The sequence below is a fragment of the uncultured Friedmanniella sp. genome (assembly GCF_964244005.1).
Taxonomy (GTDB): Bacteria; Actinomycetota; Actinomycetes; order Propionibacteriales; family Propionibacteriaceae; genus Microlunatus.
Genome location: NZ_CAXTHG010000021.1, coordinates 22,501 through 46,177, shown reverse-complemented (window position 1 = coordinate 46,177; position 23,677 = coordinate 22,501). Strand labels below are relative to the sequence as shown.

Below are 23,677 nucleotides of genomic sequence, written 5' to 3'. Positions count from 1 at the left end.
GGTACCTCGCTCTCGTGGCTCTTCGGCCCCGTCGGGTTCTTCGGGTGGGCCACGCCGGTCGGGTCGGGCCTCGGCCGTTCGCCGACCAGACGCCCGGGGAGAACGCGTTCGAGTCCGTGCAGCCGGTGCCGAAGATCTCTACTGACCGTGCCGGACCCTCCTAGACGGTGGTGGGCGACGGGTGACGCCGCCGTCGCCACAGCCATCCGGCCCCGACCAGTGCCAGCAGTCCGGCGCCACCGGCGTACCACCAAGCCGACGTGCCGGCCGTCGACGGGTCCGGCAGGACGACGTCACCGCGCGACTGCGCCTCCGCGCCGGCCGGCAGCAGGTCGGAGTCGGACGCGCACACCACCGGGGAAGCCTTGGCGCCGGTCTGCAGGCAGGCGACCGAGGCGAGCCGCAACAGGCTGGCGTCAGCGCCGGCCAGGGTCAGCGCGCTGTGCCGGGTCACCGTCGCGCCGGGGTCGACCGTCACCTTCCACTGCAGCTGCGACGGACCGGCCTTCGCCTTCACCACCGTCGGCTTCGGGCCTTTGCTCCTCGCGGACGAGACGGTCGTACCGGTCGGCACGGTCTGGGTGATCAGCATGTCCTTGACCGGGCTGGCGCCGACGTTCGTCACGGTGACGGCGTAGCGGAGCGTCTGACCGACCCTGGCGGACGGCTGGCCGTCGTCCAGCGCGATCTGGACCTGCGGTACGCCCGTGCTGGGTGCGGGGCTGGGCGCCGCTCCCGCCGACGGCGGCAGCAGCAGCGCTCCAGCCAGGGCACAGCCGAGCGGAGCGAGGGTCAGGACTGATCGGTTCATCAGGCTCCTCCTGGGTGGTGGCGATGTGTTCGAGCGTCGTGGAGCAGGTGTCGGATGCGACGAGGGGATGTCGACGGAGTAGTCGTAGCTGCCTGCGTCCCCGTCGAGGGAGGTGTCCACGCCGTCCCGACGTACGCGGGTCTCACCGGTGTTCTGGACCGACACGGTGCAGCCGACCGCCTCACCCGGGCTGGTCGTTCTCGAGGTCAGACATCTCCACTACCGGTCGGCTGCCGCAGCTGGGCGGCGGCGGCCAGCACCCGGTTCTGGTACTGGCGGCGCATCAGCCGCAGACCCAGAACCAGCAGAAGATAGACCCCGACCGCGATGGCCACCAGATGCCACGGGAAGATCACGACACGGACGGTCTGCGACTGCAGCACCCCGCCGTTGGAGAACTCGACACGCGGGTGGCAGATGCACGCCACGGGCGGGTCCCAGGTGGTGCTGAGGTCGCGGACCGCGCCGCGCGGGACGGTGAAGTCAGGAAAGGGCGCCGCCTTCGACACGCCCTGCACGGCCAGCGCCGTGGCCCCCCGGAAGTCGCGGTGCACCGTCCCCGTGTTCTGGACCTGCGCGGTGATCGTCAGCGGACCCCAGGCGGCGAAGCCGGGCGCGTGGACCGAGCGCAGCGCCACCGAGTCGTCGACCGGACCGGGCACGGTGATGAAGACGGGGACGCCGACGCCGCGGTTGATCCGGATGTTGCCGTCGGTCTGGCCGGGCGGCACGAGGAAGATCAGGGCTGCCTGGTGGTCGCCCACCTCCGGATCGGACGGGATGGTGACGCGGGCGGTGACGACCTGGGTCGCGCCGGGCTTGGCCTCGAACGTCCTCGGGCTCACCACCAGCCAGTCCGCTGCCCCGTAGGGAGCGTCCTGGGAATACGTCAGAGACCCGTCCACGCCCGCGGCGAAGTTCCGCGTCTGCACCGTCACCGACACCGACTCTTCGCCGCGGTTGACGACCTGTACCTGCTGCAGGGCAGACCCGCCCTGCCCGACGACCAACCGGGTGGGGCTGATGGTCAGCGCAAACGGTGTCGGCTTGGTCTTGTAGGTGGTCCGCGTCCCGCCCGGCGTCGCCGAGGGGGCAGTCGGCGACGCCGTCGGTGCGGCCAAGGCCACGGTCGGACTCGTCACCACGGCCACGACGAGCCCGGCCGCCAGCGCACGCGCGAGCGACCGAACTCCCCGGCTAGCCATGATGACGACGTCGACCCGGATCAGAGCGTCGTAGCGACGTAGTTCAGGGTGACCGAGTAGGTGTCAGCGTTCACGAACGGGATGTCCACCGAGTAGTCGTTCTGGATCGTGTCGCCACCCTCGGCCGACCGCTCGGTCTCCCCGCCCACGGTCACCGGGGCGGTGGCGTCGAGCGCCTGGTAGGTCGGGCTGCCGGTCTCGCGCACACTCAGCTGGTCGACGTCGATGACGTCGGTGTTCGCCACGGGGTCCGCCGGCACCAGCTCAGCGGTAGCGGGCTGGACGGTGACCGAGTAGCCGCCGATGTTGTTCGTCTCCACGTTCATGCTCACGGCCGCGGCGCCCTCCACGGTCGCCCCCGGCGCACCGGTCAGGGTGAAGGAGGAGGTCGGGCCGGTGAGCGTGATGGAGGAGGTCACGCCGACGTTGGCGGTCGTGGCGCCATCATCGGTCTGCCCGGGGACTGCCGAGGCCGGCAGCGCGAGCCCGCTGAGCATCAGGGCTGCGGCGGCGGTACCGACACGACGGAAGGTACGGGTGGAGATGACGAACGGGGAGGTGGGAGTGGACACGGGGGTTCCTTTGCTTGTCGTGCTCGACCCCCGAGCAAGAGAAATATATACAGCGAAAGTGACCCTTGGAACCTCTCTGGGCGGAGAGGTGACCTTCGTCTGGTGAAGACAGGACGATAGTCCCAGACCTCGTACCTCACCGTTACCAAAGTGTAGCGCCGCGTGGCGGCGGGCCCGGACGTCGGCGGGAACGTCCGGCTTCGGGGTGAGTGGGTCCGTTCTGACGAACCTTTCACCACCCTCCTAGGGCTCCCCGGCCGGTGAAACGGTTCAGACCGGTATTCGAGGGACCAATGTCTTGGAGTGAGGTCTTCCGCGCCACAGTCGCCCCCTCCTGAGCTCGGCCTGCCGGGTGCGGGCTCAACTCCGGACAGGCTACGGCTCGCCGCCGGCGGCGTGGATCGTGCGGGTCGAAGACTCCCGGACGACCAGCTCGGGGACGAAGCGGACCTGCCGATGCTCGTGCTCCAGTCCCGTGGCCGCATCGCCGATCTCCGCGAGCAACAGCCTGGTGGCTTCGGCCCCCAGGGCGGCCCGCGGTTGACGCACGGTGGTCAGCGGGACGTCGGCGAGGGCAGCCAGGTCGATGTCGTCGTAGCCGACCAGCGCCACGTCGTCCGGCACCCTCAGCCCGACGGCCGCCAGCCCCTGCAGCACCCCGATGGCCAGCAGGTCGTTCGCTGCGAACACCGCGGTGGGACGTTCCGACGGCTTCAGCGCCACCAGGGTGGCGGCCGCCTTGAGGCCGGCCGGCACGTCCAGGACGGTGGTGAGCAGGGTCCGCAGCCGCAGCTGGTCGCCGTAGCCGGCGCTGGCCAGCTTGGCGCCGAGCAACCGGTCCCGCACCTGCGGCAGGCTGCCCGGCCCGCCGACGAAGGCGATCCGCCGGTGCCCCCGCTCGGTCAGGTGGGCGACCGCCAACCGGCCACCGGTGACGTCGTCCACCCCTACCGCACAGAAGTCCGGGTCGTCGACACCCCGGTCCACCAGCACCACCGGGACACCGCGGTGGCGCAGCCGCTTCACCTGGTCGGGGACCTCACCGATCGGGGCGAGCAGCACCCCGTGCACCCGGTGCCGCTCGTAGCCCCGCAGGATGTCGACTTCCCGCTCCGGATCTCCGGCGCTGTCCCCGATCCGGACGGCGTACCCCTCGGCAGCCACCTTCGTCTCCATCGCGGCCAGCACGTCGGCGAAGAAGGGGTTGGCCAGGTCCATCACCGCCAGGCCGAGCGCCCGGCCGCGGCCGGACCAGCGTGAGCGCAAGAAGGGCAGCGTGGCAGAACTACCGGCGGTCGTCCTCGCCTCTCCCATGAGACCTCAATCTCGCGCCGTTCCCCCGACGCTTCCAGGAGGCGGCGCTGACTCACCTCCGGTCCAGGTGATGATAGTGCCTCCAGGCACCAGGAGGGCGGTGATGCTCCTCTTGGTCGCCAAGCGCAGTGAGCCAGACACGGCAGGTCTGGGCGTGGGCGTCGTCCCGGCGGGTACCGCGTTCGCTGGTGGAGATGTGCGTGGGCCGGACGGAGAAGTATTCGGCCACCTGGGTCGGAGTGACGTTCTTGGCCTGGCTGACGGGTCGGAGATCTTGGTGGCAGCGGTCGCCGCCGGGCCGACGGCCGCACCTCGTCGAAGCCCGGATGGTGGGTCCAGCAGGGCTCTTCTGTGTCGCGTCCCGTTTGGATGCGTGATCTATCCAACCTGGTCAGAGGCAGGTTAAGGTCATCGGCCGCCTAGGATTGGACCATGACCACGATGGTGACCTCTCCCGGTGACCGCAGCACCGCCACTCCGACGCACCACCTCGCCGAGACCTCGGTGATCACCGACGCACGCACGGCGGGCAGCCAGGAGCTGTCTTCGCGCGTCCGCCGGTACACCTACGCGATGGCGTTCCGGATGGCGTGCTTCCTCGCGATGATCTTCGTCGAGGGCTGGCTGCGCTGGGTCCTGCTGGCGGTGGCGGTCTTCATGCCCTACCTCGCGGTGGTGCTGGCCAACCAGTCCGACCAACGCAGCGCCGACCCGGTAGACGCCGTGCTGCCGGAGGCGGCTCCGGCCCTCACGTCCGGCGTCGACGACGTCCTCCCCGGCGAGATCATCACCGGGGAGATCGTCAGCGAGTCCGTCGAGGCCGAGCCGCTGCCCCGCGCCGCCTGATCCTCAGCGCCGGCGGCGGACCACTCTGCGCGCGAGCTGACGGACGGTCACGGCGACCCGCCGACGGGTGGTGCGTTGCCGGTCGGTCACCAAGGGCAGCACGGCGGCCGGCGGCAGCGCCACCTCGAAGATGCGCGGACCACCGAACGATCGCGTCAACGCACGCACCGACACGAGATGGATCCGGGCACTCCGGGTGACCAGCTGCTGCCACCACGGGGCCTGGACACCGGCGCCGATCCGTACCAGAGGACCGTCCGGCCCGGCGACCTGCACGGTCAGACCCAGATCGTCGAGCTGCTGGGCGAACGGCCGCACCAACGGACGCGTCGACGAGCCGCCCAGAGACGGCATCGGCGAGAGGTCGACCGTGATCTCCTGGCCGTCAGCCTGCACCCGACCGGTGCACCGAGTGGGCGCACGACCACCGCCGGCGTGCGGAGGCACGTCGACGGTGAACGTGAGGTCGGCCCGGACCTGCAGCGCCACGACCTCGAGCCTGGTCAGGAGGCGTTGTCGGTGGTGGTGATCTGCAGGGTGCCGTCGAACTTCCAGGTCGCCCGCGGGGCGTCCGCACCGGTGTCGCGCGGCACCTCAACGGTCATGTCAATCAGCTTGTAGTTGATCGCGGCACCGCGACCGGTGAGGTAGGCCCACATCTCCTTGCCCAGCTGGGTCCAGGACTGCGGCTCGGCGCCCTCCGTGCCCTCCGTCGGCTGTGCGCTTCCTTCGGTCGGCTGAGATGTCATGGGTGGCTCCTCGTTCGTCGGTGCGACTGCGGGTGCAGACGCCCAATCTTCACGGTCGGCCGCCCCGGCAGATGCAGCGGGGTCCTCAGCAGCCCTCGTACGTGGTGATCTCGGCGACCTTGGGAGCCGAGGAGCTGGTCGGGTCGAAGACGTAGCCGATCCACTCCTTCGCCAGTCGACGCGCCAGCTGCAGGCCGATCACGCGCTGGCCGAGGGTGAGCACCTGGCAGTCGTTGGACAGGATCGACCGCTCCACGCTGAACGAGTCGTGGGCGACCGTGGCACGGATGCCAGGGACCTTGTTGGCCGCGATGGCGACACCGATCCCGGTGCCGCAGAACAGGATGGCCCGGTCCGCCTCGCCGGCGCGGATCTTTTCCCCTGCGGCGATGGCGACCGAGGGGTAGGAGCCGCCCTCGAGGTCGCCGGCGTAGACGCCGAGGTCGGTCACCTCCACCCGGGCGTCGGACTGCAGGTCGGCCAGGATGGCGTCCTTGTAGTCGAAGCCGGCGCTGTCGCTGCCGACGAGGATGCGGAGCGTGCTCATCAGGTGTCCTTCTGTCTGTCTGGTGGTGGTCTGGGTGGTCGGGTCGTACGCGGTCAGGCCGGCGGTGCGGCGAGCGCCTCGCCGACGGCGGTGACGATCATGCCGAGGGAGACCGCGCCCGGGTCGGGGGTGCCCACGCTGCGCTCGGCCAGCGGGCGGGCCCGGCCGATCCGAGGCGTGAGGGCTGCTGTGTCCTCCGCTGCGGCAACCGCCGCGGCCGCCGCCGTGTTCCAGGCGTCGGCGAGCGTCCGGCCCGCACCGGTCTCGGCGGTCAGGCTCTCCACGAAGGGGAACAGGGCGTCGAGCATCGTCTTGTCGCCTCGTTCGGCCTTGCTGAAGGTCTGCAGCTTGTCGACCGCGGACTGGACGGCGGCGGCAACGCGCTCGGCCGTCACCTCGTCGGTGTTGCCGAGCCCTTGGCCGATCCCGTCGAGCAGCACACCCCAGAGGATGCCGCTCGTGCCCCCGGCCCGGTCGCCGAAGGCCGCTCCGGCGGCCGTGAGCACCGTCTGCACCCCGCCGTCGGTGGCCTCGGCGGCCTCGGCGGCCGCGGTGGCGCCCCGCGACATCCCGATGCCGTGGTCCCCGTCGCCGGCCACGGCGTCGAGCTGGCCCAGCTCTTCCTTGTGCTCGTTCACGGTGTCTCGCAGCGCCGTCACCGCCCGCTTGACCACGGCCGCCGCGGCGACCGACGCCTCGCTGGCCTCCTCGGCCGCGGCCGTAGAGGCTTCGGGCACCTTGCGCTCCCGCGGGGTGCTGCGCTGGGTGGCTACGGCGTTGCCGCGGCGAAAGGCCGGGGTGCTCGCCGGGGCGATCCAGTAGCCCTCGAGCTCGTCGTCGAGCCAGGTCACCGAGAGGGAGCAGCCGGCCATGTCCAGGCTGGTCACCAGCTCCCCCACCTCGGGCGCGACGAGCTCGACGTCGGCGTCGGCGAGCAGCTCGGCGACCTCACCGAAGAGCACGAACAGCTCCTCGTACTTAGTGGCGCCCAGCCCGTTCACCAGGACGGCGGCGTGGCCGTTGGCGCCGTCCGGGCGTTCGGCCAGCACCGTCTCGACCAGCTGGGCCGCCAGCTCGCGCGCCGGCATCCAGGGCGCCGAGCTGATCCCGGGTTCACCGTGGATGCCCAGCCCGAAGTCCATCTGGCCCGGCTCGACGTGGAAGAGCGGCTCGTCCGCGCCCGGCATGGTGCAGCCCTCGAAGGCGACCCCGAAGGAGAAGGTGGCGGCGTTGGCGGCCCGCATCACGCGCTCCACCTCGTCGAGGTTCAGCCCGGCCTCGGCGGCCGCGCCGCCGATCTTGTACACGGTGAAGGTCCCGGCGATGCCACGACGGAGGTCGGCCTCCGCCGCCGAGCCGGAGGCGATGTCGTCGGTGACGTAGACGATCCGGGTGTCGATGCCCTCGGCCTGCAGCCGGTCCGCGGCGACGGCGAAGTTGAGCCGGTCACCGGCGTAGTTGCCGAACGCGAGCACCAGCCCGGCGCCCCCTTCGGCCGCCCGGCCGACCCGGTAGACCTGCTCGGCCGACGGCGAGGCGAAGAGGTCGCCGAGCACGGCCGCGTCGGCGAAGCCGGTGCCGACCACCCCGCTGTAGGAGGGGTAGTGCCCGGAGCCGCCGCCGACCAGCAGGCTGACCTTGCCCTCGGTCGGCCCGCCGGCCCGGACGAAGCCCGAGGCCTCAGCCACCCGCTCCACGTACTGCGGGTAGGCCGCCGCGAAGCCGCGGAGCACCTCGCTACGGAAGTCGGCGGGATCGTTGTGCACGTGGGTCATGGCGTCTCCAGGCGGTACGGGTCGGTAGCGGATGTCGGCGGTGCAAAGGGGGCGCAGAGCTGCAGCAGCTCCACGAAGCCGGTGGCCGACCAGCCGGCCCGGCCGACGAACAGGCCGTCGGTGTGCGGGTCGGTGAGCAGGTCGGCCGCGTTGTCGGGATGGACGCCGCCGCCGTAGAGCAGGGCGAGCGCCGGCTGGCCGTCGCAGACCTCGGCGACGACCTCGGCGATGGCGGCCATCACCGGGGCGATCTGGTCCTGGGTGGCGGGCCGACCGTGCTCCCCGATCGCCCAGATCGGCTCGTACGCGATCAGCACCCGGTCGACGGCGGTCGCCGGCACCCGGGACAGGGCGGCGCGGACCTGCCCGGTGACGAAGGCCACCGCGTCGCCGGCGGTCCGGACGTCGGCGGACTCACCGACGCAGATCAGCGGCAGCAGACCGTGCTCGAGAGCGGCCGCCGCCTTCAGCGCCACGGTCTCGTCGGTCTCGCCGAAGCTGGCCCGCCGTTCGGAGTGGCCCATCTCGATCAAGGTGGCACCGGCGTCGGCCGCCATCCGCATCGAGATCTCGCCGGTGCCCGCGCCTTCGGGCCCCCAGTGGGCGTTCTGAGCTCCGAGCAGGAGGCTGGATCCGGCGGGCAGCCGGTCGCGGACGCTCGCCAGTGCGGTGTGCGCGGGCAGCACGAACGGCTGGATCCCTGCTGGTACAGGGTTTTCGACCAGCTCGTCGACGAACGCGGCTGCCTCGGCCAGCGTCTTGTTCATCTTCCAGCTCGTGCCCACCCACAGCGGGCCGGGACGGGACTCACTCACGGTTTGAGCTCACGGGATGAGCGAGACCTTGATCGACTCCTTGCCGCTGGCCACGAGGTCCAAGCCCTGCTGGAAGTCCGCCAACGGCAGCTGGTGGGTGCAGATCTTCTCCATCGGCAGCCGGCCCGACTCGATCATCCGAATGGCTGCCGGCCAGCAGTGCGGGCCGAGGTGCGCGCCACGGACGTTCAGCTCCTTGTCGTCGCTGATGATCGACCAGTCAACGGTGACGTCGCTGCCGAAGACGCTGTACTCCACGTAGGTGCCCAGCTTGCGCAGCAGGTTCAGGCCCTGCGCCACCGCGGACGGGTGGCCGGTGCCCTCGATGTAGACGTCCGCGCCGTAGCCGTCGGTGAGCTCTTTGATCTTGGTCACCGCGTCCTCGGTGGCGATGTTGATCACCAGGTCGGCCCCGCACTCCAAGGCCAGGTCCAGCTTGTCTTGAGCAAGATCAAGACCGATGACGAGCTTGGGGTTCTTGGACTTCGCGCCGGCGATCATGCCCAGGCCGATGGGACCGCAGCCGGCGACCACGACAACGTCGTCGAAGGCGATCTCGGCGCGCTCGACCGCGTGCAGGGCGCAGGAGAGGGGCTCGGCAAAGGCGGCGTGTGCCGGGGGCAGGTCGGCCGAGACCTGGTGCACGCGGGCGCGGGAGGAAAAGACCATGTACTCGGCCATGGCACCGGGGTTGCGGCGCTTGAAGCCGAACATGTCGTGCGGCTGGCACATCCAGTACTGGCCGTTACGGCAGTAACGACACTCCTCACAGGGGACGATCTGCTCGGCCACCACGCGGTCACCGACGCCGACGCCCCAGCCCCGGGCCGCGGCGTCGTCCAGCTCGACGATGGTGCCGACGAACTCGTGGCCCGGGATGACCTCGGTCTCGGCCCACGCCGGCCGGTTCTCGTCTCCCCAGAACTTCGACGCGCCGTGATAGCACTTCAGGTCGCTGGCGCAGATACCGACCGCCTCGACCTTGACCAACGCCTCGCCCGGACCGGGGCGTGGGACGGCGACCGTCTCCAGCACGTAGTTCTCCGGACCGTGGCACACCACCGCCTGCATCGACTCCGGCAGCTGCGGCCCTCCGGCCGGCTGCGCGAGCGTGGCGGCTGCTGGCGATGTGGTCATGGGTGCGCCTTCCTTGGTGCAATGGTGTGCTGACACCTTCTCGCGCCGGGGCTGGCGATCGAAAGGCGGGTCAGGCCAGGCCGAGCAACCGGTCGCAGGCCGCCGCCAGGTCATCGCCCAGCTGCGGGTCTCGCAGCCGACCGGGCAGGGCGATCGGACGCCGACCGCGCCAGTAGGGAGCGGTCGACAGGTCGGCTCCGCCGGCCTCGACCGGCGTGCACAGGTAGGAGAGCGCATCGGCGGAGTCCTCGACCCGTCCGGGCGCGCCACTGCTGGCCAGCTTGGTCAGCACCCAGCCCGGGTCGAGCGCCGCCGACGCGACGTCCGGCAGCCGCCGGTTCCAGGCTCCGGCGAGCGCCACGTCGCAGGCCTTGCTGTCGGCGTAGGCGCGCGAGGACTCCTGCGGCTCCCCGAGGTGAGCCGGGTCGGGGCGACCGGAGCCGGCCATGCCTGAACCCAGCCAGATCAGGCGGTCCGTGATCTGGTCGGACAGCAGCGTCGTCAGCAGGTGCGGGGCCAGCACGTTGACCCCGAAGGTGGTCTCGAAGCCGTCGACCGTGGTCAGCGGCATGGGTTCGCGGACCCAGACCCCGGCGTTGTGGACCAGAGTGTCCACTCCCCCGAGGGCGCTGATCTGCTCCGCGAGAGCCCGGACGTCCTCCAGCCGGGCGAGGTCGCCGCTGACCAGGACGGCTTCAGCTCCGGCTGCGGCGTCCGCGGCCAGCCCGTCGACGACCGGACGCCCGCGCTCCTCGTTGCGGGCGTGCACGAGGACCCGGTGGCCCGCGCCCAGCAGCACGCGCGCGGTGGCCAGGCCGATGCCGTCGGTCGCTCCGGTGAGGCAGATGGTGGTCATGTCCGTATCGTCTCCCGGTGGACCAAACAGATGTAGGGCGACGAACTATCCAGCCACTGGAGCAAACCCGCGCTCGCGCAAAGCCTCGTAGATGCGTGCGGCGTTCTCTGACGGCGGCGTCACGGTGGTGTCCAGATGAAAGACGTCAGCCGGGGGTGGCTGGTAGAGGCTGGTGTGGAGACGGTGGACTCGATAGCCCTCAGGGTCCGACCCCTTGCGCCGGGCCACTCGGTCGGGGTTGTCGATGCGACTGACCTGCGTCTCGATGTCACAGCTGAGCATGACCGAGAGAAACAACGATCTCCGCCGCCGTGCGACCGACCGCAGGCGGTCGTACTCCGCAGCCGCCGTAGGGCCCTCTTCGATGACGTTGGTGAAGATATAGCTGTTCGACGGCGGCGCCAGGTCCTCGATCGTGCTGAGCACCGCGTCACGGATCTGCCTCGCCCGCTCCCAGATCTCCGGCGGCAGCAGCTCAACACCGTCCCAACGGAAGAGCTCGAGCAGCGGCCGGTTGATCAGCGCGTTGTCGACCAGCACCCCGTCGAGAAGCGTCGCCAGCTCGCTGCCGATGGTTCTCTTACCCATGCCGGGATAGCCCAGCATGTGGACGACGCACGTCTCGAACGGGCCCGTTGCGGCAACCGCGGGCGACTCCACCGTCGTCACCGTTCGCGGGGCAGACAGCGCTCCATGCCTGGACCTTCGCAACGCGTGATCGACGCGACGGCGACCGGCGACGCGCCCTGAGCAACAGGGCGCCCCAGGAACCGCTGACGGATGCTCCCGCTCGCACACATTCCGGGCTGTTCACCCGGAAAAGACGATCTGCGGAGCATCTGTCAGCGGGTCTCGGCTAATTCCCTTCTGTCAGCCACCAGATGTTCGCTCACCGTCAGACCTGAGTTGTCGCAACCCCTTCGGGGCCCTCGACGGGCTCGGGGCGCGTGATGGGCTCCACGAGCGTGGGGCGCTAGCCTCGAGGCGTGCCCCTCTCCCCCGCGTCGTCGGTGACGACTGCTCCCCTGGTGACCCTCGGCCTGCTCGGCGGTTACCTCACCGCGCGCGAGACCGGCATCCGGCCGTTGGGCGGGGTGGTCCTCGGGCTGGCCGGGGTCTACAGCGGACGGACCTGGCTGGCCAAGCGCGGACCGGCCGTCACCGCGGTGCTGAGCGCGGTCTACGTCCTGGGTTTCGGGGCCTCGCACCCGCTGGCGAAGCAGATCGGCGCCTGGCCGTCGGTGCTGACCGTGACCGCCGTCTCCGCGGCCGCATCCTGGGCGCTGGTCGACCGCTACTGACGGCTCCAGCGCGAAGGGGCTGATCCGGACGCCGATCGTCCGGCATCGGTCCTACAGTGCGTCAATGAGCGGCGTTTCGATGGACGGCTTCCGGATCGAGCCGCTGAGCCCGCAGACCTGGCCGGACTTCGAGGCGCTCGCGGGACGGCACAACGGGGTCTGGGGCGGCTGCTGGTGCACCTGGTTCCACCTCTACCCGGATCCGCCGGAGCGCAGGGAGCTCGGCCACTGCGAGTTCAAGCGCCAGCTGGTCGAGCAGGGCCGGGCGCACGCGGCGCTGGTCTTCGACAGCACACCGGACGGGGACGAGGCGATCGCCTGGGCTCAGTTCGGCACGGTGGCGGAGCTGCGCAACATCCACCACCGCAAGGAGTGGGAAAAGGGTCTGGTCCAGGCGCCGGACTTCCGGATCACCTGTCTCTTCGTCGATCGGCGCTACCGCCGGCGCGGCGTGGCGGCCGTTGCCGTCCGCGGCGCGCTGGCGCTGATCGCCGAGGCGGGTGGCGGCTTGGTCGAGGCCTATCCGCACGACCTCGTGCCGGGCAGGAAGACGTCGTCATCCTTTCTCTACAACGCCACCCGCACCATGTACGAACGCCTCGGCTTCGACTACCAACGTCCCAAGGGCAAGGGAAACTGCGTGATGACCAAGATCATCCCGGCCGCCTGATCCCCCGTCAGCGGCGGTCGACCCGTTTGAGCGTGAAGGGCGGCGCCTCGCGCTCGCTGAGGGTGTAGTAGGCCGAGCCGTCCGGCGCGTACTCGATCGCCTCGCCCTGGCCCTCACCGGTCGGAACGGTCAGCGCGACTGGCGTGGCGGCCAGCGCGCTGTCGAACGAACCGCCGGGCGTCCCGCGGTACTCCCAGACCGCGTACGGGGTCCGGACCAGGAACCGGTTGGCGGCGGGGTGAATCGCGGCGGCGGTCACCTGTGCGTACCACTGGGCGGTGTGGGTGTCGGTCGGGTCGCCGGTCCAGGTGGGCACGTCGAGCGTCGCGACCTTGGTCAGCGTGGTCACCGTGGTGGCGGACGGGGCGGGCAGCGTGGTCGGGAAGGCGTAGACCCCGCTGATGCCGCTCTGCTCCTTGGTGATCACGTAGATCCGTCCGGTCACCGGGTGCACCATCAGTGCTTCCGCGTTGTGGGGGGCGTCGGGATAGCGGAAGCGGAACCAGTCCCCGGTCAACGTGCCGGAGGTCTTGCCGGCGGCCAGGTCGGGCTCGGGCACGCGGTAGACCGCGAAGGTGGACGGCGGGTTGGGCTTGCCGTTCGAGCGGCCGATGTCGCCGGCGAAGATGCAGCTGCCCGTCGGGCAGGGGCCGGTCGCGATGTCCTCCCAGTCCCACTGGTCGGGAATGGCCACGTCGTAGCGGCCGACGACCCGGGCGTCAGCGGTGCTGAGGGCCACCATGCCCTCGACGTCGGACTCGCTGTGCACGTACTGCACTCCCACGTTGACCCGGCTGGCGGCGAGGCCGGACGGCTCGTGCAGCTCGCTGTCGGGCAGGGCCGTGTTCTTGGCTCCCGACGCGGTGTAGCCGTCCCAGAGCTGGCCGACGTCGACCGAGGCGCTGACGTAGCGGTCGGCGGCCTGGACGGTCGCGGCCGGGCGCAGGGTGAGGACCTGGGTGACGTTCGTCTTGTCGTACGGCGAGCTACCTGACCAGCCAGAGCGGGTGGCGGCGGCGCCCAGCTGGGCGTACGCCGTGTCCATCGCGAGCCCGGAGCTGCCGGTCAGGCACGAGTCAAGGGTCTCGGTGAAGCCGGCTGGGGCGGTGACCGACGAGGTCGGGCAGCTGGCCACCGCGTCGAGCTGGGTGCCGAACCACGCCGCCACAGCGTTGCCCGTACCCGTGGTGACCGCACCGCTGGCGAAGCTGGCCGCGTTGCCGTTGACCTTGCCGACGTAGCCGTCGACGGGGTTGTCGGGGTCCACGCCGTCGAACGCGGAGATGCTGGCCACCAGCGGGCTCCGGGCGCTCGCGGTGAAGGTGTAGGACGAGGGTTCCGAGACTCCGGCCACGCGGGTGAGCAGGACCGACTTCAGCATCGCCGAGCTGTGCGTCTCCCCGGCCTGGGTCCAGCCGGAGCCGGCCAACGCCACCGAGACGTTGCCCCAGTTGGCCACCCGGGCCACCAGCACGTCGCCGGCGACCACCCCGGCGGGCTTGGTGACCATGAGCGCGGTGGCGCCGGCGCTGGTGGCGCTGCTGCCGGCACGGAACGCGATCGGGGCGCCGGCGGTGACCGCCGCCTGCGCTCCCGTGGGCGGGACGAGTGCCGCGACCACGCCCAAGGCGATGGCGAGCGCGGCTGGTGCAGGACGGGCAGGACGCATAGGTCTCCGTTCAATGACCTGACGTCGTCGTCGGGCGCGCAGGGCATCGGGGGTTGCCTGCGTTGACTCTCATCCTCCCAAGGCGCGCAACCGAGTCGCACAGCAAACGCACAGGTCTTGTTGGGTTTGCCCTAGCCGGGAGCCCATCACGCGACTAGGTTGCCGCTATGACGGAAGCGGCCGGACGGCGCGAGGCCAGCGGCGCGATGTCGCGCGCGGCGCTCGCCGTGGCGGTCGTCGTCGTGGTCACCGCGCTGACCGGCTGTGGGTCGGCAGCCGCCCCGGCTGCGCCGCCGAGCCCGTCGGAGAGCCGGGACCCTTCCGGGCTGGTCATCTTGCCGCCGGACGATCTGACCGTCATGCCCACACCCGTCGCGGTACCGGACGGCCTGGATCCGGCGTACCTGTTCGCGCGGATGCTCGCCGAGGACAACCCGACCGACTTCGGGTTCAGCCGGATCGAGGGTGACCACGTGCTGCTGCCCGTCACCTCGTCGCTGAGCAAGCCGCTGCTGGCCGCCACGGACGCTGAGACTCGCCAGGCGGCGCTGCTGGCCTACGACCAGGAGGTACGGGCCCGGTTCCCTGCCCACCCGAACCCGCCGGACCTGCTCGAGAAGCGGCTGCAGCTGACCCCGGAGCGGCTGCAGCAGTTCGCCGACCACGTCCGCGTCACCGCCGAGCCGGTCAGCCTCTCCGACGCCGACGAGCTGAGGGAACGCGCCACCGACCTCGTCATCGAGCCGACCTACGCCGACGCCAAAGCCTGGGAAAGCACCTACGACGAACACCTGGGCAAGGTTGTCCTGACGATGGAGAAGCTGACGCCCGAGCTGGCCGCGGCACTGGTCAAGGCATTCGGCACCGACGGCGTGGCCGTCCGCCTCGAACCCGACCCGGGTGCCGGGTTCTGACGAAGCGGACCATGGCTGCTCCCGACCCGGTCTACGCCGCCCTGCTGGCCGACAAGCTCGCCCAGACTCAGGTCCAGCAGGCGGCCCTGACGAGCGCGATCGCGGACATGCGGCTCGCGCGCAGCCTCACCGTCGCCGACGACGAGCATGACCCGGAGGGCTCGATGGTCTCGCTCGACCAGGCCCGCGACGCGGCCCTGCTCGAGCGGACCGAGCTGACCTTGGCCGAGCTGGGCGCCGCCCAGGACCGGCTGGTGGCCGGGCAGTACGGCCGGTGCGAGAGCTGCGGCCGCGCGGTTCCCGACGAACGCCTGCAGGCCCGACCCGAGGCCCGACGCTGCGTGGGCTGCACCTGAGGAGGATCACCCGGCGCGCTGGGTCAGCGGCGGCAGTCCGGCCCGGCGACGTAGCCCGCGCCGGGTGGCCCGCTCGGCGGCACGCTGGCTGGCGGGTCCGGCATCGGGCGATCGCCTGATCTTCGGCGCCCCTCGACGCCGGTCGGACCTCTGAGGTACCGAGACGCCAGATGGGCGCCGTGCCCTCCTCCTGGTGCTCGCGCCGCTGACCGGCCGGGACGACGAGCTGAGCCGAGGAAGCCGCTGACGGATGCTCCCGCTCCGACGTTTCCGGGCCTGTCAACCCGGAAATGGCGATCTGCGGAGCACCGGTCAGCGGTTACGGCACACACACCCGCGTCGGTCACGGGATGTTCTCGCTCGCCCCGTAGAGGCGGACCCGAGTCGCCTTTCCGGCGCACCTGTCAATCTTGGTGTCGCATGCCCCGAAGGGGCTGCGCTCCCCGCTGACACACGGGACACAGGCGGGTGCTCGTCGCAGCGGCTGCTGGAAGAGTCGGGCAAGTTTGAGCGCCCTCGGCGCCCGCTTCCAGCACCTACTTCTCCAGATCGGGCGGCCAGACCGGGGTCCACGCACATAGTGTGAGTGAACGTCTCGTAGTCAGGACACAAGCTCACACTCTGACGGGCTCGGGGGGCTTGCGCTGAAGGGCATGTCGCGTCCAGGGCCGATGGTGAGCGTGCTGGTGGCCGAAGTGGTGGACGGGCTCCGAAGTCTGGTCCGAGTTTTGCCAACCCATGCTGGACGTTATCGGTACCACGACGCTTCGGCGTACACGGCCAGCTTCGTCTCAGCTTGTCGAAGGACGCGTACGGGAGTCAGCGCAGGACGGCGTCCAGGGCCCAGAAGGCCTGCTGGGCGGTCGGGCACGGGTACTGCTCCCGCGGCAGGCGGCCGACGGGACGGCACTCGGCGCAGCTGAGGTGCGGGCCCGCCGGGTCGTAGCGCACCACCGCGCGGTGCTGGCTCAGGACGAGGTAGAGCGCGATGACGAGCCGCTCACCGGCCGCCTCCGCGCGGCGCAGCACCCGGGCGGACGCCTCGGCGAAGGCCTGCTGGTCAGCCAGGGCGGGGTGCGGCTGGCGAACGAGCTGCCGCGGGGCGGGCTCGGTCACCGGGACCTCCCGCAGCTCGGCCGGACGGTCGGTGGCGACGTCGACTGACATGTCGTGCTCCTGTCCACGGTTGGTCTGGCCCCCTCGGCCGTCGGGGTCGCGGGCAGCAACCGGACTGGCGATGGCCGTACTCTGCCCGGCCCACCTCAGCCCGCTCCCAGGTCAGCCGCAGACCCACCTCAAGAACGGCCCAGGAATCGCCGGTACGGCTACAGGTCGTTTCCGGAAATGACCACTACGCTGCGCGCCAACCGAGGAATGAGGACGTGCGATGGACTCGTGGCTGTCCGGCGCGACCGGAGCCGGACTGCTCGGTGCGCTGGAGCTGGTCCTCGTCGCGATCGCCCTGGTCGTCGCGCCGCGGAACCGCCGACCGTCCTCAGCCCTGGCCTGGATCTTGCTGATCGCCCTGCTGCCGCTGGTCGGGATGCTGCTGTTCGCGCTGATCGGCAGCCCCAAGCTGCCGGCGCACCGGCGGGAACAGCAACGGCGGATGGACGAGCAGATCTCCGAGGCCGCCCGGGACGTCCAGGACGTGATCGGGACCCAGGACGCACCCGACTGGCTGCCGGCGGTCGCTCGCCTCAACCAGACGGTCGGCGCTCTGCCCCTGCTGGGTGGCAACGACGTCGACCTGCTCGGCGACTTCGACGACCAGCTGCAGGCGCTCGTCGACGCCGTCGACCACGCCACCCGCTACGTGCACGTCGAGTTCTACATCCTCACCTACGACCAGGCGACGGAGCCTTTCTTCGCCGCCCTCGGGGCGGCGGTGCAGCGGGGCGTCGACGTCCGGGTGCTGCTGGACCACCTCGGGTCCCGGTCGTACCCAGGCTTTCGGCGGGCCACGTCCCAGCTGACCCGGCTGGGCGTCGACTGGCGGCTGATGCTGCCCGTCCAGCCCTTCCGCGGGCGCTACCAGCGGCCCGACCTGCGCAACCACCGCAAGCTGCTCGTCGCGGACGGCGAGACCGGCTTCGTCGGCTCGCTGAACCTGATCCACCCCAGCTACGACAAGCGGGCGAACCGCCGTCGGGGCCTGGCCTGGAAGGACCTGCTGGCCCGGGTCCAGGGACCCGTGGTGCACGAGATCGACGCCGTCTTCGTCACCGACTGGCAGGCCGAGACCGGCGACCTGCTCCCGGGTCCACGCGAGGAGGTCCGCGGCCGTCGGCGTACCGGCCTGCTGGCCCAGGTCGCGCCCAGCGGACCGGCGTTCGAGACCGAAAACAACCTCGCCCTCTTCAACAGCCTGATCTACTATGCGCGACGTCGGATCAGCATCACCAGCCCGTACTTCGTCCCGGACGAGTCACTGCTGAACGCCATCACGACAGCCGCCCGCCGCGGCGTGGCCGTCGAGCTGTTCGTGAGCGCGATCGGTGACCAGTTCTTCGTCTTCCACTCCCAGCACTCCTACTACGCCGAGCTGCTGCGGGCAGGGGTGCGCATCTACCTCTATCCCGCCCCGTCGATCCTGCACGCCAAGCACCTCTCCGTCGACGACGAGGTGGCCGTCGTGGGCAGCTCGAACATGGACATCCGCTCGTTCCAGCTCGACCTGGAGCTGATGCTGATGGTCTGCGGGCGCCCGTTCGTCGACCAGCTGCGCGCGATCGAGGACGGCTACCGCGCGGTCTCCCTCCAGCTGACCCTTCACGAGTGGGCAAGGTCGTCGCGCGGCCACCGGTTCGTCGACAACCTGACCCGGCTGACCTCGGCGGTGCAGTGACGTCCACCTCGTGAGACCTGGATTCCCGAGCATCGCACTGGGTAATCTGAAGAGCCGCCCGAGCCCACCGCACACGTTCCCGTACCCACTTGCTCGCAGAGGAGCATCCATGAGCGACACCTGGTCTTTCGAGACCCGCCAGATCCACGCCGGCCAGACGGTCGATGCCGTCACCCACGCCCGCGCGCTGCCGATCTACCAGACCACCTCGTACACGTTCGACAGCGCCGACCACGCGGCCGATCTCTTCGCCCTCAAGCAGTTCGGCAACATCTACACCCGGATCATGAACCCGACGCAGGACACCGTCGAACAGCGCATCGCCTCGCTCGAGGGCGGCGTCGGAGCCCTGCTCGTCGCCAGCGGCCAGGCGGCCGAGACGATCGCCCTGCTCAACGTGGCGGAGGCCGGCGACCACATCGTCTCCAGCGCCCGCCTCTACGGCGGCACCTACAACCTGTTCCACTACAGCTTTGCCAAGCTGGGCATCGAGGTCAGCTTCGTCGAGAATCCTGACGACCTGGACAACTGGCGCGCGATGGTCCGGCCGAACACCAAGGCCTTCTTCGCCGAGACCATCTCCAACCCGCAGATCGACGTGCTCGACATCGAGGGCGTCGCCGGCGTCGCGCACGAGGTCGGGGTGCCGCTGATGGTCGACAACACCATCGCCACCCCGTACCTGATCCGGCCGATCGAGTGGGGCGCCGACGTGGTCATCCACTCCGCCACCAAGTATCTGGGCGGTCACGGCACGGCGATCGCCGGCGTGATCGTGGACAGCGGCCGCTTCGACTACGCCAAGGACGCCGAGCGCTTCCCCGGCTTCAACACCCCGGACGCCTCCTACAACAACCTGGTCTACGCCCGCGACCTCGGCGTCGGCTCTGCTCTGGGGGCCAACCTGGCCTTCGTGCTCAAGGCGCGGGTCCAGCTGTTGCGCGACCTCGGCTCCGCCGTCTCGCCGTTCAACGCGTTCCTCATCGCCCAGGGCATCGAGACCCTCAGCCTGCGCATCGACCGGCACATCCAGAACGCGACGGCGGTGGCCACCTGGCTCGAGGAGCGCGACGAGGTCGAGAGCGTCAACTACGCCGGCCTGCCGTCGAGCCCGTGGCACGAGCGTGGCCAGAAGTACGCGCCGAAGGGGACGGGTGGGGTGCTGAGCTTTGAGATCAAGGGCGGTATCGAGGCCGGGACGCGGTTCGTGGAGGCGCTCGAGCTGCACAGCCACGTGGCCAACATCGGCGACGTTCGCAGCCTGGTCATCCACCCGGCCTCGACGACGCACTCGCAGCTGTCGCCCGCGGAGCGAGAGAAGGCCGGCGTGACCGAGGGTCTGGTCCGGCTCGCGGTGGGTCTGGAGCACATCGACGACATCCTGGCCGACCTCGACGCCGGGTTCCGCGCCGCGAAGTCGGCCTGAGCTCTGAGGTCGTGACCGCCGTCGCCGTCCGGTACGGCGGGTGGCGCGAAGGCGACCCGGTCGCTGACCGGCGGTTCGTCGACGTCGGCCCGGTCGCTCTGGAGCTGGGTGGCGCCCTGCCGCAGGTCCGGGTCGCGTACGAGACCTTCGGTTCGCCGCGGCTCGTGGACGGCCGGGTCAGCAACGCCGTGTTGGTCGAGCACGCGCTGACCGGGGACGCTCACGTCACCGGACCGGCCGGGCCCGGCCAGGCGACCGCGGGCTGGTGGGCCGCGTTGGTCGGTCCGGGACGCGTCCTCGACACCGACCGCTGGTTCGTGGTGGCGAGCAACGTGCTCGGCGGCTGCCAGGGCACCACCGGTCCGTCGTCCACGGCTCCGGACGGCCGGCCCTGGGGGTCCCGCTTTCCCGCGACGACGATCCGCGACCAGGTCGAGGTGGAGCGTCGGCTGGCTGATGCGCTCGGCGTCGAGCGCTGGGCCGCGGTGGTCGGCGGCTCGATGGGCGGGATGCGGGCGCTCGAGTGGGCCATCGCCTGGCCCGACCGGGTCGGCGCCGCCCTCGTGCTCGCCACCGGAGCCGCGGTGACCGCCGACCAGATCGGCACCCAGAGCGCCCAGGTCCTCGCGGTCACCGCCGATCCGGCGTGGCACGGCGGCGACTACCTGGCGGCCGGCGACTTCCCGGTGACCGGGCTGGGCCTGGCCCGCCGGCTCGCGCACCTGACCTACCGCAGCGACCTCGAGCTCGAGCGGCGCTTCGGCCGGCGGCGGCAGTCCGGCCGCGAGGAGGTCTACGCCGTCCAGTCCTACCTCGACCACCAGGCCGACAAGCTGGTCCGGCGGTTCGACGCCGGCAGCTACGTCGCGCTGACCGCGGCGATGAACACCCACGACGTCGGTCGGGGCCGCGGCGGCGTCGAGTCGGCGTTGCGCGGGGTGTCCGTCCCGCTCGTGGTCGGCGGGATCGACACCGACCGGCTCTATCCGAGACGCCTGCAGGAGCAGATCGCCGCCCTGGTTCCGACCTGTCCGAGCCTGGCGGTGGTGCGGTCGCTGTACGGCCACGACGGCTTCCTGCTCGAGGTCGACGCCGTTGGCGCCCTGGTGGAGCAGACCCTCGCCCTGGCCTGAGACGGCTGGCCGATAACGGCGGACATGGTAGGGCCAGGATGCGAAGTCGTCGCGACGCTCCATTCCCGAATCTGGAGCGGCGTGATCTTTGGTGCGACTCTTGTCGCCTCATTCATGGCCATCTCGGAGGACAACCCGCCTGTGCCTACCCGCGGCGATCCCATAGGGGTCGGGGTCTGTCTGCTGACCTTCGCCCTCACGATCCGATCGCTCCGGCTGGCGATAGTGGTGAGACCGGACGCCCTCGTCGTTCGAGGCTACTTCACGACGAGAACGATCAGGATGGGGAACGTCGTCTCGATCAGCGTCATCGACTACCCCGGCCCGTGGTGGCTGAACACTGAGCGGTTAAGGGGCCTGCGGATCACCCGACACCAAGGGCGAGGCGTCACGGCTTGGGGCGTGACGGGAAGCGACCGCCGCGTCAATGAGGCAAGGCGACGAATAGTTCGCGCTCTACGGTCTCGTGGTTGGCCCTCGGCCCCATATGACTAACTTGCCCTACGGTGAGGCCGCAGGATCGGGTGCCCACCCTCTAGTGTCCTGGCATGGAAGCATTGGTGTCGACCCGGCGCGTTCGGCGGGTGTGGTGCTCGTCGTGGCGGCAACCGCCCAGGCGTGGTCGACCGCGCTGTACTGGGCCCCGTGCGCCGGGACGGCCTGATGTCCGATGGCTGCCTCAGCCGGTAGCCGAGCGGGACCGAACACGTCAGCGGGGCTCGACGTCCAGCGCCCATCCGGCGTGCCGCTGGACCTCGCGGGCGACCTCCAGCGGGGTCCGTCCGGTGGTCTCGACTTCCACGTCGTCGAGTCGGGCCCGGTCGAGGACGGCGGTGAGCGAGGTGGTGCGCTGCAGATGCCACCTCAGCCCGGCGGGGTCGTCGACGTGGCGGCGGTTGAGGCGCTCGCCTGCCGTGTCGGGGTCGACCAGCAGGCGGCAGATGAGCAGCGCCGGCACCCCGAGGGCCGCGACGTAGCGAGGGATCTCCGGCGGGCTCTCGAGCACGCCGGCGACGATCAGGTTGACGGCTCCGGCTGAGCGGTAGTTAGCGGCGAGGTCCCTGAGGTTGGCCAGCTCGACCTCGTGCTGAAAGGGGTCGTCGGTCGCGGCCGGGAACAGCAGCCGAATCTGGTCCAGGTCCACCACCGCGTGCGGCTGCCGCCGCTCGTTCAACAGACCGGACAGCGCCGCCGCGGTCGTCGTCTTGCCTGCTCCGACGGTGCCGTTGAGGAAGACAGCGTCAAACACCTGCGAAGCCTGACACGTCCACCCGTACCGGCCAGCCACTCAGTCCGGCCGGTAGGGCAGCAGCGCTGCTGCTGGTGCGGGGTCGGTGGCGAGCCGGGCGTGGATCTCCACGTCGAACCGCTCCTCGCCGTAGCGCAGCTTGGACCGTTGGACCCCTTCGGCGGCAAAGCCCGCTCTCGTGGCGACGGCACAGGAGCTGGGGTTGTTGACGCGGTGACCCAGCTCAAGGCGAAAGAGGCCGATGTCGTGAAAGGTCCAGTGCGCGAGCGTGGTGAGTCCCTGCGTAGCCAGGCCCCGGCGGGGCCTGGTGCCGATGGTCCAGCGCGTGCCGGTCGCGGTGACCTCACACTACTGCGGTTCACCGCGGACATCGTGGCGCTCTAGGTCTCTGCGCGCTCGGCCGGGCCCGGACTTGGTGGTGCGTGCCAGCGACCGGCGTCTGCTCACCAACACGGCCGGACGCGCGTCCCCGCTCTGGTCTTCGGCGACCCCCTCAACCAGCCCGCGCGAGCTACCGCTGAGCCATAACGTGCGACATGGTGCCGCGTACTCGCGGCACCATGTCACAAGCTGTTTCAGAAGCCGTCGTCAGGGACGACCGCACAGTTCAGGCAGCGCTGAAAGGGGTCTCGGTAGCCCCGACCGGTCAGGACGTGAACACCTGCCAAGCCACGCCGCACGCCGAGCCGGCGACGTCGGCCGAGCCGTTACGCAGCGTCATCTCACCCGAGGTGGCCGCGAGGTTGTCCCGGTTCATGTCGCGGAACCTTCCCAGTCCAACGTGTCCGAGTCGACCGTCGAGCTCGACGACGAGAGCAAACTCCTCGTAGACCACGTCACGCCGGTGCCGGTGGCGGGACCGGTTCTGCCGGTCGCCTCGGGGCAGCCCGTGTGCCCGTTCGACGTCTCGCAGGTAACGAAGCTCAAGCGGCGAGTGCACACCCTCACCGACGTCGCCGAGGATCTCGGCCATGAAGGCCCGACTCGCAAAGCGATGCCGCCCAGCCAGCGCACGAGACAGTCGAACGGCCGACGTTCGTCCCGAGCCCACCGCTTGGGTCACCCAGCCGACCACCGCGCTGGGGTCGGACCCGTCGCACAGGTCGAGGACCGTGTCCTCCACCGTGGTCCGCGGCGGTTCGCCGGGCGATCGAGGACTGCGCAGGCCCGGGTACTCGCGGCTGAAGACCCAGGGCGGCCGGACCCGGTCCCTCGCCGTGACCGGTACGAGGACGTCGAGGGTCGTGGGCGCTTCGGTGACGAGTCCGTACAAATGGGCCGCAGCGGGGCCCGCAAGGCGAGACGACGGACCGCCGAGCAGGGTGCCCGCCCAGGCCGAGCCCAGCCAGTCGAGCTCCAGTGGGCTGACGGAATAGACCGGACCGTCCAACCGGCGCCACTGGCCGAGGTCCACCAACCGCTGCCGAGGGTGACGGCCGAAGCCGACAAAGATTGGCCTGCGCCGCGCTGACCACTCCGGCCTG

At 70.6% G+C, this 23,677-nt stretch carries 25 protein-coding genes; 8 read left to right on the top strand and 17 right to left on the bottom strand.

Annotation, left to right across the window (positions count from 1 at the left end):
- Positions 1–160: 160 nt before the first annotated feature.
- From ACFE76_RS13955 to ACFE76_RS13940, 4 genes are all read right to left on the bottom strand, one after another.
- Positions 161–811 (bottom strand): LPXTG cell wall anchor domain-containing protein, encoded by a 651-nt coding sequence (locus tag ACFE76_RS13955; protein ID WP_375432366.1) that lies wholly within the window; start codon positions 809–811, stop codon positions 161–163.
- 206 nt (positions 812–1,017) lie between these two features.
- Positions 1,018–2,016 carry a hypothetical protein gene (locus ACFE76_RS13950; protein ID WP_375432365.1) on the bottom strand — a complete coding sequence of 333 codons (999 nt, stop codon included), beginning with the start codon at positions 2,014–2,016 and terminating at the stop codon, positions 1,018–1,020.
- Positions 2,017–2,036: 20 nt separating this feature from the next.
- Positions 2,037–2,588, bottom strand: a complete 552-nt coding sequence (locus ACFE76_RS13945) for a hypothetical protein (protein ID WP_375432364.1) — start codon at positions 2,586–2,588, stop codon at positions 2,037–2,039.
- Between the two features lie 375 nt (positions 2,589–2,963).
- Positions 2,964–3,854, bottom strand: coding sequence for a substrate-binding domain-containing protein (locus ACFE76_RS13940; RefSeq protein ID WP_375432363.1), 891 nt, complete (start codon positions 3,852–3,854; stop codon positions 2,964–2,966).
- 480 nt (positions 3,855–4,334) lie between these two features.
- Here ACFE76_RS13940 and ACFE76_RS13935 point away from each other — a divergent pair, with 480 nt between their 5' ends.
- Positions 4,335–4,748, top strand: coding sequence for a DUF3099 domain-containing protein (locus ACFE76_RS13935; protein ID WP_375432362.1), 414 nt, complete (start codon positions 4,335–4,337; stop codon positions 4,746–4,748).
- Between the two features lie 3 nt (positions 4,749–4,751).
- On the opposite strand, the gene ACFE76_RS13930 is transcribed toward ACFE76_RS13935, so the two are convergent.
- The 8 genes from ACFE76_RS13930 to ACFE76_RS13895 form a co-directional block, all read right to left on the bottom strand.
- Positions 4,752–5,237 carry a hypothetical protein gene (locus ACFE76_RS13930; protein ID WP_375432361.1) on the bottom strand — a complete coding sequence of 162 codons (486 nt, stop codon included), beginning with the start codon at positions 5,235–5,237 and terminating at the stop codon, positions 4,752–4,754.
- A gap of 14 nt (positions 5,238–5,251) precedes the next feature.
- Positions 5,252–5,497, bottom strand: a complete 246-nt coding sequence (locus ACFE76_RS13925) for a hypothetical protein (protein ID WP_375432360.1) — start codon at positions 5,495–5,497, stop codon at positions 5,252–5,254.
- Positions 5,498–5,582: 85 nt separating this feature from the next.
- Entirely contained in the window at positions 5,583–6,044 is a 462-nt protein-coding gene (locus ACFE76_RS13920; RefSeq protein ID WP_375432359.1) for a ribose-5-phosphate isomerase, read from the bottom strand.
- Positions 6,045–6,097: 53 nt separating this feature from the next.
- Complete coding sequence (locus ACFE76_RS13915; RefSeq protein WP_375432358.1) at positions 6,098–7,819, bottom strand: dihydroxyacetone kinase family protein; 1,722 nt, start codon at positions 7,817–7,819, stop codon at positions 6,098–6,100.
- On the bottom strand, positions 7,816–8,634 hold the full coding sequence (locus ACFE76_RS13910) for a triose-phosphate isomerase (RefSeq protein WP_375432357.1): 819 nt from the start codon (positions 8,632–8,634) through the stop codon (positions 7,816–7,818). The genes ACFE76_RS13915 and ACFE76_RS13910 overlap by 4 nt, the downstream gene beginning before the upstream one ends.
- A 9-nt stretch (positions 8,635–8,643) precedes the next feature.
- The gene (locus ACFE76_RS13905; protein WP_375432356.1) at positions 8,644–9,771 is read right to left on the bottom strand and encodes an alcohol dehydrogenase catalytic domain-containing protein; all 1,128 of its coding nucleotides are present in this window, start codon (positions 9,769–9,771) and stop codon (positions 8,644–8,646) included.
- Between the two features lie 70 nt (positions 9,772–9,841).
- Positions 9,842–10,627, bottom strand: a complete 786-nt coding sequence (locus ACFE76_RS13900; protein ID WP_375432355.1) for an SDR family NAD(P)-dependent oxidoreductase — start codon at positions 10,625–10,627, stop codon at positions 9,842–9,844.
- Between the two features lie 45 nt (positions 10,628–10,672).
- Complete coding sequence (locus tag ACFE76_RS13895; RefSeq protein ID WP_375432354.1) at positions 10,673–11,287, bottom strand: hypothetical protein; 615 nt, start codon at positions 11,285–11,287, stop codon at positions 10,673–10,675.
- A 326-nt stretch (positions 11,288–11,613) separates the two neighbouring features.
- Here ACFE76_RS13895 and ACFE76_RS13890 point away from each other — a divergent pair, with 326 nt between their 5' ends.
- Positions 11,614–11,928, top strand: coding sequence for a hypothetical protein (locus ACFE76_RS13890; RefSeq protein ID WP_375432353.1), 315 nt, complete (start codon positions 11,614–11,616; stop codon positions 11,926–11,928).
- A 64-nt stretch (positions 11,929–11,992) separates the two neighbouring features.
- Positions 11,993–12,598: a GNAT family N-acetyltransferase gene (locus ACFE76_RS13885; RefSeq protein ID WP_375432352.1), complete on the top strand. Its 606-nt coding sequence runs from the start codon at positions 11,993–11,995 to the stop codon at positions 12,596–12,598.
- Between the two features lie 7 nt (positions 12,599–12,605).
- Here ACFE76_RS13885 and ACFE76_RS13880 read toward each other — a convergent pair whose 3' ends face one another.
- Positions 12,606–14,267 (bottom strand): hypothetical protein, encoded by a 1,662-nt coding sequence (locus ACFE76_RS13880; RefSeq protein ID WP_375432351.1) that lies wholly within the window; start codon positions 14,265–14,267, stop codon positions 12,606–12,608.
- A 167-nt stretch (positions 14,268–14,434) separates the two neighbouring features.
- On the opposite strand from ACFE76_RS13880, the gene ACFE76_RS13875 reads away from it, so the two are divergent.
- Together ACFE76_RS13875 and ACFE76_RS13870 are read left to right on the top strand one after the other, a co-directional pair.
- Positions 14,435–15,181 (top strand): hypothetical protein, encoded by a 747-nt coding sequence (locus tag ACFE76_RS13875; RefSeq protein WP_375432350.1) that lies wholly within the window; start codon positions 14,435–14,437, stop codon positions 15,179–15,181.
- Between the two features lie 11 nt (positions 15,182–15,192).
- Positions 15,193–15,537, top strand: coding sequence for a TraR/DksA family transcriptional regulator (locus ACFE76_RS13870; RefSeq protein ID WP_375432349.1), 345 nt, complete (start codon positions 15,193–15,195; stop codon positions 15,535–15,537).
- Positions 15,538–16,356: 819 nt separating this feature from the next.
- Here ACFE76_RS13870 and ACFE76_RS13865 read toward each other — a convergent pair.
- Complete coding sequence (locus ACFE76_RS13865) at positions 16,357–16,704, bottom strand: hypothetical protein (protein WP_375432348.1); 348 nt, start codon at positions 16,702–16,704, stop codon at positions 16,357–16,359.
- A gap of 220 nt (positions 16,705–16,924) precedes the next feature.
- Between ACFE76_RS13865 and cls the strand changes: the two genes are divergently transcribed.
- The 3 genes from cls to ACFE76_RS13850 all read left to right on the top strand — a co-directional run bounded on the left by cls (position 16,925) and on the right by ACFE76_RS13850 (position 20,944).
- On the top strand, positions 16,925–18,385 hold the full coding sequence (gene cls, locus ACFE76_RS13860) for a cardiolipin synthase (protein WP_375432347.1): 1,461 nt from the start codon (positions 16,925–16,927) through the stop codon (positions 18,383–18,385).
- A 109-nt stretch (positions 18,386–18,494) separates the two neighbouring features.
- Positions 18,495–19,811: a bifunctional o-acetylhomoserine/o-acetylserine sulfhydrylase gene (locus ACFE76_RS13855; protein WP_375432346.1), complete on the top strand. Its 1,317-nt coding sequence runs from the start codon at positions 18,495–18,497 to the stop codon at positions 19,809–19,811.
- A gap of 11 nt (positions 19,812–19,822) precedes the next feature.
- The gene (locus tag ACFE76_RS13850) at positions 19,823–20,944 is read left to right on the top strand and encodes a homoserine O-acetyltransferase (RefSeq protein ID WP_375432345.1); all 1,122 of its coding nucleotides are present in this window, start codon (positions 19,823–19,825) and stop codon (positions 20,942–20,944) included.
- 709 nt (positions 20,945–21,653) lie between these two features.
- On the opposite strand, the gene ACFE76_RS13845 is transcribed toward ACFE76_RS13850, so the two are convergent.
- From ACFE76_RS13845 to ACFE76_RS13835, 3 genes are all read right to left on the bottom strand, one after another.
- Positions 21,654–22,193, bottom strand: a complete 540-nt coding sequence (locus ACFE76_RS13845; protein WP_375432344.1) for a zeta toxin family protein — start codon at positions 22,191–22,193, stop codon at positions 21,654–21,656.
- 39 nt (positions 22,194–22,232) lie between these two features.
- Positions 22,233–22,508, bottom strand: coding sequence for a GNAT family N-acetyltransferase (locus tag ACFE76_RS13840; protein WP_375432404.1), 276 nt, complete (start codon positions 22,506–22,508; stop codon positions 22,233–22,235).
- Positions 22,509–22,839: 331 nt separating this feature from the next.
- Positions 22,840–23,607 carry a hypothetical protein gene (locus tag ACFE76_RS13835; RefSeq protein WP_375432343.1) on the bottom strand — a complete coding sequence of 256 codons (768 nt, stop codon included), beginning with the start codon at positions 23,605–23,607 and terminating at the stop codon, positions 22,840–22,842.
- Positions 23,608–23,677 lie beyond the last annotated feature (70 nt).

Bases quoted from the DNA above. Each gene is read 5' to 3' on its own strand.
- ACFE76_RS13900 (WP_375432355.1), bottom strand. From the start codon at position 10,627: ATGACCACCATCTGCCTCACCGGAGCGACCGACGGCATCGGCCTGGCC.
- ACFE76_RS13935 (WP_375432362.1), top strand. From the start codon at position 4,335: ATGACCACGATGGTGACCTCTCCCGGTGACCGCAGCACCGCCACTCCG.
- ACFE76_RS13880 (WP_375432351.1), bottom strand. From the start codon at position 14,267: ATGCGTCCTGCCCGTCCTGCACCAGCCGCGCTCGCCATCGCCTTGGGC.
- cls (WP_375432347.1), top strand. From the start codon at position 16,925: ATGGACTCGTGGCTGTCCGGCGCGACCGGAGCCGGACTGCTCGGTGCG.
- ACFE76_RS13950 (WP_375432365.1), bottom strand. From the start codon at position 2,016: ATGGCTAGCCGGGGAGTTCGGTCGCTCGCGCGTGCGCTGGCGGCCGGG.
- ACFE76_RS13925 (WP_375432360.1), bottom strand. From the start codon at position 5,497: ATGACATCTCAGCCGACCGAAGGAAGCGCACAGCCGACGGAGGGCACG.
- ACFE76_RS13855 (WP_375432346.1), top strand. From the start codon at position 18,495: ATGAGCGACACCTGGTCTTTCGAGACCCGCCAGATCCACGCCGGCCAG.
- ACFE76_RS13885 (WP_375432352.1), top strand. From the start codon at position 11,993: ATGAGCGGCGTTTCGATGGACGGCTTCCGGATCGAGCCGCTGAGCCCG.
- ACFE76_RS13865 (WP_375432348.1), bottom strand. From the start codon at position 16,704: ATGTCAGTCGACGTCGCCACCGACCGTCCGGCCGAGCTGCGGGAGGTC.
- ACFE76_RS13955 (WP_375432366.1), bottom strand. From the start codon at position 811: ATGAACCGATCAGTCCTGACCCTCGCTCCGCTCGGCTGTGCCCTGGCT.
- ACFE76_RS13875 (WP_375432350.1), top strand. From the start codon at position 14,435: ATGACGGAAGCGGCCGGACGGCGCGAGGCCAGCGGCGCGATGTCGCGC.
- ACFE76_RS13905 (WP_375432356.1), bottom strand. From the start codon at position 9,771: ATGACCACATCGCCAGCAGCCGCCACGCTCGCGCAGCCGGCCGGAGGG.
- ACFE76_RS13915 (WP_375432358.1), bottom strand. From the start codon at position 7,819: ATGACCCACGTGCACAACGATCCCGCCGACTTCCGTAGCGAGGTGCTC.
- ACFE76_RS13870 (WP_375432349.1), top strand. From the start codon at position 15,193: ATGGCTGCTCCCGACCCGGTCTACGCCGCCCTGCTGGCCGACAAGCTC.
- ACFE76_RS13920 (WP_375432359.1), bottom strand. From the start codon at position 6,044: ATGAGCACGCTCCGCATCCTCGTCGGCAGCGACAGCGCCGGCTTCGAC.